The organism is Pseudomonas sp. MWU13-2517 (assembly GCF_023242545.1).
GTDB lineage: Bacteria > Pseudomonadota > Gammaproteobacteria > Pseudomonadales > Pseudomonadaceae > Aquipseudomonas.
On sequence record NZ_JALMFA010000001.1, the window covers coordinates 64,810 to 77,966 of the forward strand.

Below are 13,157 nucleotides of genomic sequence, written 5' to 3' on the forward strand. Positions count from 1 at the left end.
TGCTCCGTTAGGTGCGGTTTCAGCCGTTCAATGGCCGATCAACGACGTGTAGCGTCAATTCCTCCAGAGCATCGCGATATCGGCCTGGAGGAAATGGCTCGAGATAGAACAACGCCTGCAAGGCTTCGCGCCGGGCGGCCGCGTAGGCCTTGTCGATACAGCCGCAATCACGCAAGTCGTCCAATGCATCGCCCAACAGATGACCACTCAATGGCGTGCCTTCGCGCAGTGATTTGCTGATCGCATGTGTCGGGCCCAGCGTCTCCATCGCATAGACCAGCGGCAGCGACAGTCGCCCCAGTGACAGGTCGATACCTGACTGCTTGCCCGCCGAACTTTCGTACTCCACCACATCGAGCACATCGTCCATGATCTGGAACGCGCGACCCAGGGCGCGGCCGAAGAAGCCGCCGCGGCGCGCGTCACGGCTGCGCCCGCCTGCCAGATCGATACCCCCCTGGCAGGCCAGACGAAACAAGACCGCGGTCTTGCGGTCGATGGTTTGGTAATAGCGTGCCAGGCGTGCATCGTGATCATCGGGCAGGGTCCGATCCAATTCGTCCAACTCGCCCCGGCAGATATCGAACGCGGTATCCAGCACCAACCGCACCAAGGTCATGTCGCGCTCGGTATCCACCGCCGTGGCAAACCCGCGCAGTGCCTGTACGAATTGCAGATCGCCGATCAGTAGTGCGGTCTTGCTACCGCGAGCCGCCGACACCGATGGCAGCCCGCGTCGCAATTGCGCTTCGTCGACGATGTCGTCATGGATCAAGGTGGCCACATGCAGCATCTCCAGCGATGCCGCGCCTTTGTAGACCTTGTCGGGCAGAGCCCCGTCCTGCGCGATTAGCCGTGCCGACAGCAGCATGACCAACGGACGTATCTTTTTCCCGCCGGCAAACATTTGCCGTTCAACGTCGGTGAGATAGGGCGCCTGTGGTTGCAACGCCAGCTCAACTTCTTGCCGGAAGCGCACGAGGTCTTCGGCCAGTAGTTCTTCGCTGATGCGCGCGTACACTGATGCCGACGATGCTATCGGCCGCTGCGGGATGACAGCGGCAATGGAATTGCTTGCCGACATCATGCCTCCTGGCTGGCCAGCGTTCGCAGTACGCGAGTCAGTTGGCTGGCAATGCGGTCTTCGAGGATGCCTCGGATGAAGTTGGCGTTGCCCAGGCGCGAACGCGCGACCTCACCGGCCTGGCCCTGCCACTGCGCCCTGTCAAGGTCCAGTGTCGGTACGCTCAAACTGCTGCGTTGTAACTTGAGCGTCAGCGCGCCATCAGGCTGCTCGCTGAGGGTGAAGACGAAGCGGCTTTCGGCGAGCGAACTGGAGAATGGTCCGCTATGCAGAGGCAAGCGGCGCTTGGGATCATGCAGACGCAATGATTCGGCATAGATGGCTTGCACACGCACTATTGTGTCGGCGTCCATGATAAAACCGTGCTGGACACATAGATCCAGATCGGTATCGTCATGGCTATTGTCGGCAATCCGCGACAGCGCCTCCCTCAGGCTCTGGGTCTGCGACAGGAGATTTGCCTGACTCACGGGTGGGGCTGTATTGACGGTGTCGTAAACAGAAGCTGCGGTCATCGGCACCACCGTCTGCTGCGTGTTTTGAGTGTTGGTCGAAACTTGTGCCTGAAAGCTCAACGCGGCCAGCGCGGCATCGGGGTAGGGCGTTTGACAAGCGTAATAGACATGAAGCTTCTGCGTGAAAGCATTTCTGTTGTAGGACCACTGCTGAGTACCGAATAGCTTGTCCTGCGGATTTACCGGCATACCCGGTGTATCCAGCGCTAGCGACGTGTAGTCGGACATCTCTGCGGTGGCACCACCCCTTATCCAGGCCGTGCGCAATTGCGAATTGGTATTGAAAATCTCGGTATAGACGTCGTTGTGCTGGTTGAATGTATCCAGCAGCGAGCGACCGTTTGCAGTCTGATTCAATTGGGTGCGCTGATCGTTGGCTTGCTGCAGCTGGTCATACTGTTTCTCGGTGATAGTCGGTGGATCGGTATCATCAGCAGTACCCGCACCAATGGCAAAACTGGTCAGCGGCGCCATCAACCCGCCGGTATCCAATTGCACCCTCGCACTTTCCAGGCCGAACAGGTCATAGGTTCCGCTTAGTTGCATCGGCGCCAGGGTCACCACGATACGACTGGCGTCACGGTCGGGAACGATGGATACCAACTTCACTGGCGACACGGATATGTCGCTGAATGCCAGTAATAATTCGCCGCCGTTGGCATTGCCGGGAATGTCCACGTGAGTGGCCAGCGGATAGGGGCCGCAAGCCGATACCGAAAATTGCCGGGGCAGGGTAGCGGTCAAGGAGGCCGGGCCGGAGGCCGCCGTCAATTTCGGCAGGAAGTCGTCGATAGTAGGCATGCGATGAGTGCTCTCGTAGGCAGATCAGATGCTGGAAGAGGGGGTTGGAGTGGTGATCGCCAGCTTTGCGACGATTTTCAGCATCGGGGTGTTGCCAATGCTGACGCTACCAAAGGTCAGGGCGCTGGGGGCGATGCGGATACCATTGGTATCGTAGTTGGGCACAGAGCCGATGGGCTCGACTTTCCCTTGCAACGCGTCCTTGGGTTTGTCCTTGACCTCTGACGCAATGAGAGTCGCAATGGGATATGCGACTGCGGACAGGATCTTCTGGACCAGGTTTCCAGTCGGCGTCAATTTAAAGGTCAGTGAAGGCACCGACGTTATAGTCGCGCTGATGGCGACGCCATCGACTGCCACGGTCAGGTCGATTTCGGCAGGCGATGGGCTGATAGAGACATCGTAATCAAACATGCTCGACATGCGCGTTGCTCCGGCAAGGATTTTGAGGGTTACAGCAGGGCCGCACCGATGGCACAACCTGCCGCTGCCAGGGCCATGCCTGCCGCGGTGAGGGTGGCCTTCGCATTGAGCGAAGCGCTCAGTTGCGCATTGATGGTCAATGGGGCCACCTGCTTGACTGTGGCCGATAGCGAGGAAATCGAACCGCTGTAGCTCCAATCGGCCAATTTTTTGAAGTCGCCGCTATCGGAGAATGGATGCCCCTGGTAAGGCTGCAAGAAGGTAGCCATTGCCGTGTTGAGTAACGTATTGCTGGCGATCACGAACACGTCATCGGTGGGCCAGGTAACTCCTTCAATATCAAGCGCACTGGTGTTGCTGGTAAGCGTCGTCGCGCCGAGCAAATAACTTGTAGTCAACTGCAGCTGTATAGGATTGAGCGTCACACCTTTCCAATCGAGACTGGGCAGGTGCACGATTGCCAGCGCCTGATTCGCAGAGGCGAAAATTTGTGGCAACAGCATCAGGTTGAATATGGCTTTGTCCCACGTGGAGAAACGACTCTCGTCCAATGACACCGCTACCAGGTCGAGTGCCAGTGTTCCCGGATTAAAGGTGAGCGTTGCATAGACCACCACGCTCGGGGCAGTACCGCCTACGGAGGGCGCACTACCCAGCGTGTAGCTGGCCGTCAGCGTCGGCAAGGTGAGCTGGACCATCGGCAAACTGGGCAAAGGGATGCTCTGGGCGCCATTGGCTTTGCCGTTCGGCGCAAGCGCGGCATTCCAGATATCCAGGGTGGGAGGACCAAAAATAAGGCTAGGCGCAGCACCGACATCCCAAGTCAGCGTCACAGCTCCGAGGTTCGGCAGGGTCTTGGGCAGGCTACCCTTGAATGGGTCGTTGGTGCTAGGAGCGTTCTTGTAATACTCGCCCAACAAGGTGTTGAGCTCCGTCACGCTAATGCCTGCGGCCGCGTCGAAATTGGTCATCCCTGTACCTTCCTAATGTATGTGAGCATCCGTCTCACACTCGAATGTAGCAGGTTTTTAAAAAGCCACCTTTTTCAAACGGGAAAATTCAACTTGTTCTTCTGTAGGCGACGATAGCGGTGCTCATTGGGGCGCACACGAACACAAGATAGCTGTTAAAACGACGCCCGACAGCTGCCGCAACCTCAGTGAACGCAGAGTCAATTCAGAGAAGCACGTAGACGGCTGAGCACCTCTTTTAACATAATATACATTATGCGAACCTAGACAATCTCCTTGTGGGGCTCTTGCTTGATGCTTTTCACCAGATGATCAGGCTGGCCAGGCCGAATTTCTCGCGAATAGGATGATGGCCGCTGCGCTTCTTCATCTGCATTGATACGGATTTTGGCGCGTTAGACAACGACCATCGCTTCGTCAATGTAAGCCGCGTCACCTGTGTCGTAAGCGTCAGCCAAAAAGACTGCCATGCCTTCTGAATCAACCAGCGAGTCAGCTGGGTCATAATCATAAATCGGCTCTGTCATAACATGCTCCAGGGAAAATCCATTCGTGAAAAAAACGCCTGCGAGAAACTCCACCTCTGACCGATAGCGCCTCAAATTTGAACGGAGTGCTCGCCGGGCATCCGCAGATTTTTCACAGACTGACTGTCAAACTGCTTGGCGGCTATTTGTGCGGAACAACGTCTCAGCTCATCCGAGAACCAGGCAAAAATGAATGCTTCACCATCTCATACCAGCATCACAGGTCTACGCCGTGCCGTAGCCATAGTCGGGCTAGCAAATCTGGCCTATTTTTTTGTGGAGTTTGGCGTTGCCCAACGTATAGGCTCAGTTTCATTATTTGCTGATAGTGTCGACTTTTTGGAAGATGCCGCAATAAACTTTTTAATCTTCGGCGCGCTTGGCTGGTCACTACGTAATAGAGCCCGAATAGGCATGGTCTTAGCTGGCGTTCTCCTGATTCCTGCTCTTGCTCTGTTCTGGACTGCGTGGCAGAAATTTAATGCTCCAACACCTCCCGATCCGTGGCTTCTGTCTATTACAGGCCTTGGCGCGTTGACCATAAACGTGAGCTGCGCTTTTTTACTGGTCAAATTTCGTCATCACAGTGGCAGCCTAAGCAGAGCCGCTTTTCTGTCTGCTCGAAACGATGCATTTGCCAATGTCGCAATCATCATTGCAGGCCTTGTGACCTTTCAATGGTTCTCTGGCTGGCCGGATTTGATAGTAGGTATAGGAATCGCGATCATGAACGCAGATGCTGCAAAATCCGTTTGGAAAGCTGCACGGAATGAACACGCTTCAGCTGAGGCTTGAACATCGCTACTTCTCAAAAGAAATAAACTGCAGTAATAACTCAACTAAACAACCATTTAGTTGAGTTAATCAATAATACAACCCCACACCACTATTACTTACTCTCGTCGGCCTTACCCTCCTGCATCTGCACAGAAGACTTGGTTCCACTGGAATTGTTCTTCGTAGCATTATCGGCATTATCAAAGCATCCATGAAGCATGAATACACTGCACAAGCCCAAGCACATATAGAACCTTTTCATAATCGTTCTCCTGATTGTCGGTAAGCTATATAAATTGCCACCGTCACGGTGATGAAGCATTCACACCTCACACCGTGCGGCCCGCAGCCCCCACCCTCCTCCTTGTAAAAACAACACCTTGAGGTAGCAGGCCCGCAGTAGTTAACCGTTCGTTTTCAAGCTGCAGGCTTGAGTACAACCTTCGTCCAGCCTTCGTCCCGCGCGTCGAAATGCTTGTAGGCGTCTGGGCCTTCAGCGAGTTTGAGGCGGTGAGAGATAATCTGGGAGGGCTTGGCGCGTCCGTGATGGATGAGCTCGGCCAAGCGACGATTGTAGGCTTTGACATTGGCCTGCCCGGTTCGGATCTGCTGCCCCTTGAACCAGAATGCGCCGAAATCGAAGGCCATCTTGCCCTCCTTCGCCAGCTCGTTTTTTGCACCTGGGTCCTGCGGCACGAACACGCCGACGACGCCGATTCCGCCAGTCGCCTTGGTGGAGGCCACGAGATTATTCATGGTGAGGTGGTTGGCTTCATGGCCATGGCGGTCGCAGCATTGGTAACCGACGCACTCATAACCAAGATCGGTGCCTTTGTAAACGATGGCTTTCATTATGTTCTCCCAGTGGCAAGACGAAAGAAGTTTCGCCAGCACATGTTTAATCTGTCTGAAAGAGCAAATCGTATGTTCAAGAAAATCGCGTCATGACTGACGAGCGGTACCTTTTACAATGACTTCATAATTGCAAAAAACTGAATTATCCGTCCCTGGATATCTCTGTTCAGTATCTGGGCAGCCTTCCCTGCTTTCATCTGTACAGTTGATAAACGAGGAACCTCTATGCCGAACGTTATTAACGCAACTCCACAACCAATCAAAATTGAATACCTGCTGGACACGCTGTTCGGGGTCAATGCACTCACCAGCGAATGCATGGCGCAGATGGTCAGCAAAGCCCCCAGCGTCCAACTACGTCTCACGCCGCCATGGCCGGAGCAGCTGAAACATGCCCACAGGATTGCTTTCGAATGGGACGGCAGCGCCTACCGTGGCGTTGTGCAACACGCTGAGCTGATGCCCGACGGCGACCTGCTGTTGGACATCGACACCGCAGGCCAGTGACCCCTTTCACGCGTTTGCCAGAAACTCCACCAGTGTCGCCGCGCATGCCTCAATCGCGCCCTCCACGATCAGTTCATAACCGTGGGTATTTTCCGTCGGGATGGCCACACAGCCGGCTTGGGCGGAAGTCCCGTTACTCATCACGGCACTCGCGTCCGAAGCAAAATCCACCAACAATGCATATTGAGGGCTGTAGCCGCACCGCTCGGCGGCAGCTGCCAGGTCCGTCACGACGGATCGGGTGTAATAGCCCTTTTGGTCCCCCGTGTTAATGATCGGATCAACGCCCAGGCGTGTGCCGTATTCCTCCATGATGGGCCCCACTTCTACAGCGATGGTGGTATCGCCAGGCAGTGTCGCTGCGGCGTACATGGCGCCCGCATTGCATTCCTCTTCAAGCGTGGTAAATACCAGGTAGATATCGCCGGCAAGCGCATGCCGGCGCGGTTGAAGGAGCTGGGCGGCGTGCAATACGGCGGCGATAGGTGCGCGGTCATCCAGGAAGTGCGCGGCAATCGCGTCCCCGACCCGGAATGGCTCGCGCCAATGACGGCTCAACACCACACGGCTTCCAGGTCGAACGCCCTGCTTGCGCAATGCCTCGACCGTACAACGGGTGATTACATGCACGTCGTTCCAGTGCACGTTGCCCGCCAGCACGTCAGCCCCTTGCGCCGTATTTTTAGTGACGTGCATTGAGCCGAATGACAGCACACCCGGGATGATGTGCGCATCGCCCAGGATATCCACGGGGCACATACCAAAGTTGACGGGGTTCGCCCCACCGAGCGCCGTCACCCGCAGCGTGCCATCGGTTTCGACACGCTTGACCACCATGGCGATCTCATCCATATGCGCCATGACTTTAACTGCACGGCCACGGTTGCCATCGCTCTGTTTGCCCTTGATCAAACCGACGACATTCCCCGCTGGATCAACCCAGACCTCGTCACACAGAGGTTGCAGGCTCTCCAGGCAAATGGCACGGACTTCGTCTTCCTGGCCACCCGGCCCGCGTGCACGCAGTAGCTGGGTGAGTAATGCCGAAGATGGATTTTCGGTGTTTTGCATGGGATGACTCCCCTCCTTCGCGGATAAGTGAGTGCGCTGTCAACGCCACGCTAAAGACGACCGTTCAAACCCATCAGTGTTCAAGCGGATGTCGGGGCGCCCCGCAAACCGATAACGCCTGCAACCAAACGCCAATCGACCGCACCACTCGCTCATTTGGATTGAACGATCACGGGCCCGCCCTTCTCTATCGCAACATACGAACTCGGGAGCAACGGCCCCCTTACATGAGGTAACCCAGCATGTCTTACGACTTCCAAGGTACTGCCAGCGTGATTACGGCTTCGCGCCATTTGGGTACGCCCTCTGATGAGCGCCTGAATGAGTCAGTCGAGATCCGGATGACCAGCAGTGGCAAGCCGACCATTGCACGTTTGAACTTCGATACCCCATTGGATTGGCCGGGCCATCCCAACTTTGTCACCGTCAACCTGCCCGACGGCTCGTCTGTCAGCGGTGTCATCGTCGAGATCGAGCGACCTGTGGATGCGCCCGGTTGGGTAGCGTTCACGGTGGATGATTGAGGTGGCGTGAGCGCCCGCGCTCACCTATCGAATTGTCGAACAATTACTTTGAATTTTTTTTGACGTCAAATATCTGTACTTCATGAGCATAGGGAGTCCTCATGAAACACAACGATCTATTCACTATCGAGTATCAGCTTCACGGCGAGCCGAAATCATTCATCGTGCGAGCGTCGCAGATGAACAATGCCGAGGCTTGGCATTGGGCCAGTTGCGATGCAGGGGTAGCCATTATCCCCAAATTTGGTCGACAAGCCCTCAAGCGTGTCTCCAAACCCATGGCGGAAAAATACGGCATAACCCAGGTACGCTGGAGCAGTGCGGCGCAGATTCAGTGGGCGGAGGGCTTGACATGATCCACAGCCAGACACTTGGTTACACAACAACACAAGAGCGAGATGACCAAGTCGCGCGCAACAACCAGATGTTTTTCGAAGCCGATCGACTGGATGCGCTAGCGTACAAAATCATTGAGTCCTACAGCGGTGATGCGCAGACATGGGCGCGCTTCACCGAAGCCAAGAAGCTCGCGGATGCGCAACGCACTGCGGCGTATCGAGAGTGGATGCGCATCCATCGTACGATGCGAAAATAACCGTCGTCCTGCCGGGAACGGGGCTGGCGGTCAGCTGACTGTCACGCCCCTGACTCAGGGTCGTTTGAAGGCCCGCCGGGGAGCGACGCCTCCTTGATCGACATCCGTCTCCCAAACACGCTCGACTGTCGGGTCCGCTGATGTGCTGATGTGTCGCTGCGCTCAGTCGTCCCAGTTGATGTCGAGCCACGCAGACAGACGGCATCGCCCATCCAGCAATCTACTCGAACCTTTGCATCGCCCCGCCCGTCCCAACTGTATCCAGCCAATGCCCGGGAGCGCCCGATGCTTATCTATCCCAAGAGCCATTACCAGCCCTACACCAATGCGTCCGGCGGTTGGGGATCGGCCAAGTCGGTGATGCAGATCCTATGGCGGGAACAGGCACTGGCCAAGGCGCCCGCTGCGCTGTTCAAGCAAAACAAGCCGGACGGGTTTGCCTGTGTAAGTTGCGCCTGGGCCAAGCCCGGAAAACCCCATGCACTGGAGTTTTGCGAGAACGGCGCCAAGGCCACCGCCTGGGAACTGACCTCGTTGAAAACAGACCCGTCGTTCTTCGCCGAGCACAGCCTCGGCGCGTTGCGTACCTGGTCCGATTATGCGCTGGAACAACATGGCCGCCTGACCCACCCGCTGCGCTACGACCCCGCCACCGACCATTATCGGGAAACCTCGTGGGAGGACGCCTACCGGGAAATCGGCGCGCAGCTCAAGGCCATGGACCCCGACAGCGTAGTGTTCTATGCCTCCGGGCGGGCCTCACTGGAGACCTCCTTCATGTATCAGTTGTTCGCGCGCGCCTACGGCACCAACAACCTGCCCGACAGTTCCAACATGTGCCACGAGAGCACCTCGGTGGGGTTGCAGGAAAGCATTGGCGTGCCGGTGGGCACTGTGACCCTGGAAGACTTCGAGCACACCGACTGCCTGTTTTTCTTTGGCCAGAACGTCGGCAGCAACAGCCCGCGCATGCTGCATCAGCTGCAGGACGCGCGTCGGCGCGATGTGCCCATTATCACCTTCAACCCCCTGCGTGAGCGCGGCCTGGAGCGTTTCGTCAATCCGCAGTCACCCAGTGAAATGCTCACGCCCGGCTCAACGTTGATCAGCACCCAGTACCATCAGGTGTCCATTGGCGGTGACACGGCGGCCATCGCCGGTATTGCCAAGGCGCTGCTGGAAATGGATGACCGCGCCACTGAACAAGGCACCCCGGCGGTCCTCGACTACGACTTCATCGCCAATCACACCGAGGGCTTCGAAGCCTTCACCACGTATGTGCGCAGCTGTGACTGGACGCAACTGGAGCACCAGAGCGGGCTGACGCGCGGCGCACTGGAAGCGGCCGCGACCGTGTATGCCCACAGCCGACGCGTGATGTTCGTGTACGGGATGGGGCTCACCCAGCATCGACACGGCGTGGCCAACGTGCAGATGCTGGTGAACCTGATGTTGCTGCGCGGCAATATCGGCAAGCCGGGCGCCGGGATCTGCCCGGTGCGCGGCCACTCCAATGTGCAGGGGCAACGCACCGTGGGTATCACCGAAGACCCGAAAAAAGTTCCGGTGGACCTGATCGAACAGCACTTCGGGTTCAAGGTGCCCGAGCAAAAGGGCTTGTGCACGGTGGATGCATGCGAGGGCATTCTCAGCGGTCAGGTACGCGGTTTTATCGGCCTGGGTGGCAACTTCCTGCGCGCGATTCCCGACACCTCGCGCATGGAGCCCGCGTGGCAAGGGTTGCACTTGAACGTACAGATCGCTACCAAGCTCAACCGCACCCATCTGCTGCCTGCGCGTCACCTGTGGCTGCTGCCGAGCCTGGGGCGTATCGAAATCGACCGACAGGACGGAGTGGCGCAAGCCTATACCACCGAAGACAGCACCGGTTGCATCCACAGTTGGCGTGGCAGCAGTGAACCCGTCGGCCCACAGGTGCGCGCCGAAGCCAGCATCGTCGCCGGGCTGGCAATGGCCACCCTCTCCCCTGCCTGCACGATCGACTGGCATGCCTGGAGCACCGACTATGCCAAGGTTCGGGCAGCCATCGGGCAGATCTATCCGCAGATATTCCACGATATGGAGACCCGCATGGCCGAGCCTGGCGGCTTCCATCGTCCGATTGCCGCCGCGCAGCGCAAGTGGCTGACGCCGAGCGGCAAAGCCCTTTTCGTCAAGCCCACAACCCTGGCCGAAGATGACGACGTGAACCTTGCGCAACCGGCACGGGATGTCCTGCAACTGATGACGCTGCGCAGCAACGATCAGTTCAACACCACCATCTATGGCTATGACGACCGTTTTCGCGGGGTCAGCGGCACCCGCGAAGTAATCTTCATGCACTGCAACGACATCGTGCGCCTGGGTTTTGCGGTCGGTGAGCACGTGATGTTGACCACGGCCATCGAGCCGGACGTCAAGCGCCAGGTCGGCCCCTTCGAAATCATCGCCTACGACATTCCCGAAGGCTGCGCCGCCGCGTACTACCCTGAATGTAATCCACTGGTGCCGCTCTGGCACCATGCCGAACGCAGCAAGGTGCCTGCCGCCAAATCGGTACCGGTGCGGCTCAGCGCGTCGCCGACTCACCCAGGATAAACGCCAGCATCACCCTGCAGCGCCGTGGCGATGAGATACAGGTCCATGAACAACTGTGCCGACGGCGCCCGCCAGGTTGCGGAGCGCCGCAGCCGTGTCTTATTTTTTTGCGCTCCCCGCCAGTACGCCGGCCAACACTTGCTTGGCGGCCTGGACGATGACACCGGCCTCATCCGGGTCGCCCTTGAGTAAGGTGGTGGCGAATTTCTTCGCTTGCTCCAACTTGATATGCGGTGGCAGTGGCGGCACGTTCGGATCGGTCTTGAATTCGATCAGCACCGGCACCTCGGATGCCAGCGCCTGCTCCCAGGCAGCCGCCACGTCGTCCTCGTGGTCGACGAAAATCCCCTTCAAACCCAGTGAAATCGCAAACAGGTGATACGGCACATCGGGGATATTCTGCGAAGCCTCGAACTTGGGGTCGCCTTCCATGACGCGCTGCTCCCAGGTGACCTGGTTCAGGTCTTCATTGTTGAACACCGCGCAGATCCATTTCGGGCTTTGCCACTGACGCCAGTATTTGGCGACGGTGATCAGCTCGGCCATGTTGTTCATCTGCATCGCGCCATCACCCACCAATGCGATCACGGTGTTCTGCGGATGCGCGAACTTGGCGGCAATGGCATAGGGCACGGCCGCGCCCATGGAGGCCAGGCCGCCGGACAACGAGCACTGCATACCACGGCGGATCTTCAAATCACGCGCGAACCAGTTGGCACAGGAACCGGAATCGCTGGTGATGATGGCGCCATCGGGCAAGCGTGGCGACAGTTCATACACCACCCGTTGCGGGTTGATCGGCTTGGCCTTGACCAGGGCGCGTTTTTCCAGGGTTTTCTCCCAGCTCGCGCGCCAACCCTCGACCTTCCCGCGCCATTTGCGCCGGGTCTTGTAGGTAAGCAGCGGTAACAGCGCCGACAGCGTCTCCGCGGCGTCACCGACCAGGTTCACCTCCATGGGATAGCGCAGGCTCAACATGTCGGGTTGCAGGTCGATCTGCACGCCACGGGCCTGGCCTTCCTTGGGCAGGAACTCGGCATAGGGAAAGCCCGAGCCGATCATCAGCAAGGTGTCGCACTCAGTCATCAACTTATAGCTGGGCTCGGTGCCCAACAGGCCGATACTCCCCGTGACCCAGGGCAGATCGTCGGGCAATACCGCTTTGCCGAGCAACGCCTTGGCAACACCGGCGCCCAGCGCTTCGGCAATGGCGATGACCTCGTCGGTGGCCGCCAACGCCCCCGCGCCGACGAGAATCGCGACCTTCTCCCCGGCATTCAGCACATCGGCTGCGCGCTGCAGGTCAGCCGCATAAGGAACCACCCGAGGCTTGGTATAACCGACCCCTGAATGCAGCGTGCCATGCGCCCTGGCAGGCGGCTCGTAGGCCGCCTCCTGCAAATCGTTGGGCAGGATAATCGCCGTCACTCGGCGCTCGCCCACCGCCGTACGAACGGCTCGGTCCACCAAGTGACGCACCTGGGAGGGCACCGAAGCCTGCTGCACGAATGCTCCCGCCACATCCTTGAACATCGAGACCAGATCCAGCTCCTGCTGGTAATGGCCGCCGAGTGCCGCCCGTGCCTGCTGCCCGACAATCGCCAGCACCGGCATGTGGTCCAAGCGCGCGTCATACAGCCCGGTGATCAGGTGTGAAGCACCTGGCCCGGAGGTCGCGATGCACACGCCCAGCTCGCCGGTGAATTTGGCGTGGGCCGACGCCATGAACGCGGCCATTTCTTCATGACGTGCCTGGATGAATTCGATCTTGCCCTGCGCCCGGCTCAACGCGCCGAATACGCCATTGATACCGTCGCCCGGGTAACCAAAAATTCGGGTTACGCCCCATTGGCTGAGCCGTTCAACCAGGAAGTCACCTACTGTCGTCGTCATCGGTTGCCTCGCTTGA

At 58.0% G+C, this 13,157-nt stretch carries 13 protein-coding genes and 1 pseudogene; 6 read left to right on the top strand and 8 right to left on the bottom strand.

The features are described from left to right. Positions 1 to 19: 19 nt before the first annotated feature. The 5 genes from M5B97_RS00240 to M5B97_RS00260 form a co-directional block, all read right to left on the bottom strand. Complete coding sequence (locus M5B97_RS00240; RefSeq protein ID WP_103494128.1) at positions 20 to 1,084, bottom strand: polyprenyl synthetase family protein; 1,065 nt, start codon at positions 1,082 to 1,084, stop codon at positions 20 to 22. Next, positions 1,084 to 2,400: a hypothetical protein gene (locus M5B97_RS00245; protein WP_134657232.1), complete on the bottom strand. Its 1,317-nt coding sequence runs from the start codon at positions 2,398 to 2,400 to the stop codon at positions 1,084 to 1,086. Before M5B97_RS00245 ends, M5B97_RS00240 begins: the two co-directional genes overlap by 1 nt. Positions 2,401 to 2,424: 24 nt before the next feature. Next, positions 2,425 to 2,823: a hypothetical protein gene (locus M5B97_RS00250; protein WP_103494130.1), complete on the bottom strand. Its 399-nt coding sequence runs from the start codon at positions 2,821 to 2,823 to the stop codon at positions 2,425 to 2,427. 29 nt (positions 2,824 to 2,852) lie between these two features. Continuing rightward, complete coding sequence (locus M5B97_RS00255; RefSeq protein WP_248730349.1) at positions 2,853 to 3,794, bottom strand: hypothetical protein; 942 nt, start codon at positions 3,792 to 3,794, stop codon at positions 2,853 to 2,855. Between the two features lie 301 nt (positions 3,795 to 4,095). Then, positions 4,096 to 4,305: a hypothetical protein gene (locus M5B97_RS00260; RefSeq protein ID WP_248730350.1), complete on the bottom strand. Its 210-nt coding sequence runs from the start codon at positions 4,303 to 4,305 to the stop codon at positions 4,096 to 4,098. Positions 4,306 to 4,510: 205 nt separating this feature from the next. Here M5B97_RS00260 and M5B97_RS00265 point away from each other — a divergent pair, with 205 nt between their 5' ends. Further along, on the top strand, positions 4,511 to 5,116 hold the full coding sequence (locus tag M5B97_RS00265) for a cation diffusion facilitator family transporter (RefSeq protein ID WP_248730351.1): 606 nt from the start codon (positions 4,511 to 4,513) through the stop codon (positions 5,114 to 5,116). A 399-nt stretch (positions 5,117 to 5,515) separates the two neighbouring features. Here M5B97_RS00265 and M5B97_RS00270 read toward each other — a convergent pair. After that, positions 5,516 to 5,932: pseudogene (locus tag M5B97_RS00270) on the bottom strand (aldehyde dehydrogenase); the annotation flags it as partial. Positions 5,933 to 6,178: 246 nt separating this feature from the next. On the opposite strand from M5B97_RS00270, the gene M5B97_RS00275 reads away from it, so the two are divergent. Further along, entirely contained in the window at positions 6,179 to 6,460 is a 282-nt protein-coding gene (locus M5B97_RS00275) for a hypothetical protein (RefSeq protein ID WP_248730352.1), read from the top strand. A 6-nt stretch (positions 6,461 to 6,466) separates the two neighbouring features. Here M5B97_RS00275 and M5B97_RS00280 read toward each other — a convergent pair whose 3' ends face one another. After that, complete coding sequence (locus M5B97_RS00280; protein WP_248730353.1) at positions 6,467 to 7,531, bottom strand: M42 family peptidase; 1,065 nt, start codon at positions 7,529 to 7,531, stop codon at positions 6,467 to 6,469. Positions 7,532 to 7,773: 242 nt separating this feature from the next. Here M5B97_RS00280 and M5B97_RS00285 point away from each other — a divergent pair, with 242 nt between their 5' ends. The 4 genes from M5B97_RS00285 (at position 7,774) to M5B97_RS00300 (ending at position 11,248) form a co-directional block, all read left to right on the top strand. After that, entirely contained in the window at positions 7,774 to 8,055 is a 282-nt protein-coding gene (locus M5B97_RS00285) for a hypothetical protein (RefSeq protein ID WP_123718372.1), read from the top strand. 101 nt (positions 8,056 to 8,156) lie between these two features. After that, positions 8,157 to 8,411 carry a DUF6555 family protein gene (locus tag M5B97_RS00290; RefSeq protein ID WP_248730354.1) on the top strand — a complete coding sequence of 85 codons (255 nt, stop codon included), beginning with the start codon at positions 8,157 to 8,159 and terminating at the stop codon, positions 8,409 to 8,411. Then, positions 8,411 to 8,650 carry a hypothetical protein gene (locus M5B97_RS00295; RefSeq protein WP_123718756.1) on the top strand — a complete coding sequence of 80 codons (240 nt, stop codon included), beginning with the start codon at positions 8,411 to 8,413 and terminating at the stop codon, positions 8,648 to 8,650. The genes M5B97_RS00290 and M5B97_RS00295 overlap by 1 nt, the downstream gene beginning before the upstream one ends. Positions 8,651 to 8,935: 285 nt before the next feature. Continuing rightward, positions 8,936 to 11,248 (top strand): FdhF/YdeP family oxidoreductase, encoded by a 2,313-nt coding sequence (locus M5B97_RS00300; RefSeq protein WP_248730355.1) that lies wholly within the window; start codon positions 8,936 to 8,938, stop codon positions 11,246 to 11,248. 99 nt (positions 11,249 to 11,347) lie between these two features. Here the strand turns inward: M5B97_RS00300 and M5B97_RS00305 are convergent, their stop codons facing one another. Then, positions 11,348 to 13,141 (bottom strand): thiamine pyrophosphate-requiring protein, encoded by a 1,794-nt coding sequence (locus M5B97_RS00305; protein WP_123718375.1) that lies wholly within the window; start codon positions 13,139 to 13,141, stop codon positions 11,348 to 11,350. Positions 13,142 to 13,157 lie beyond the last annotated feature (16 nt).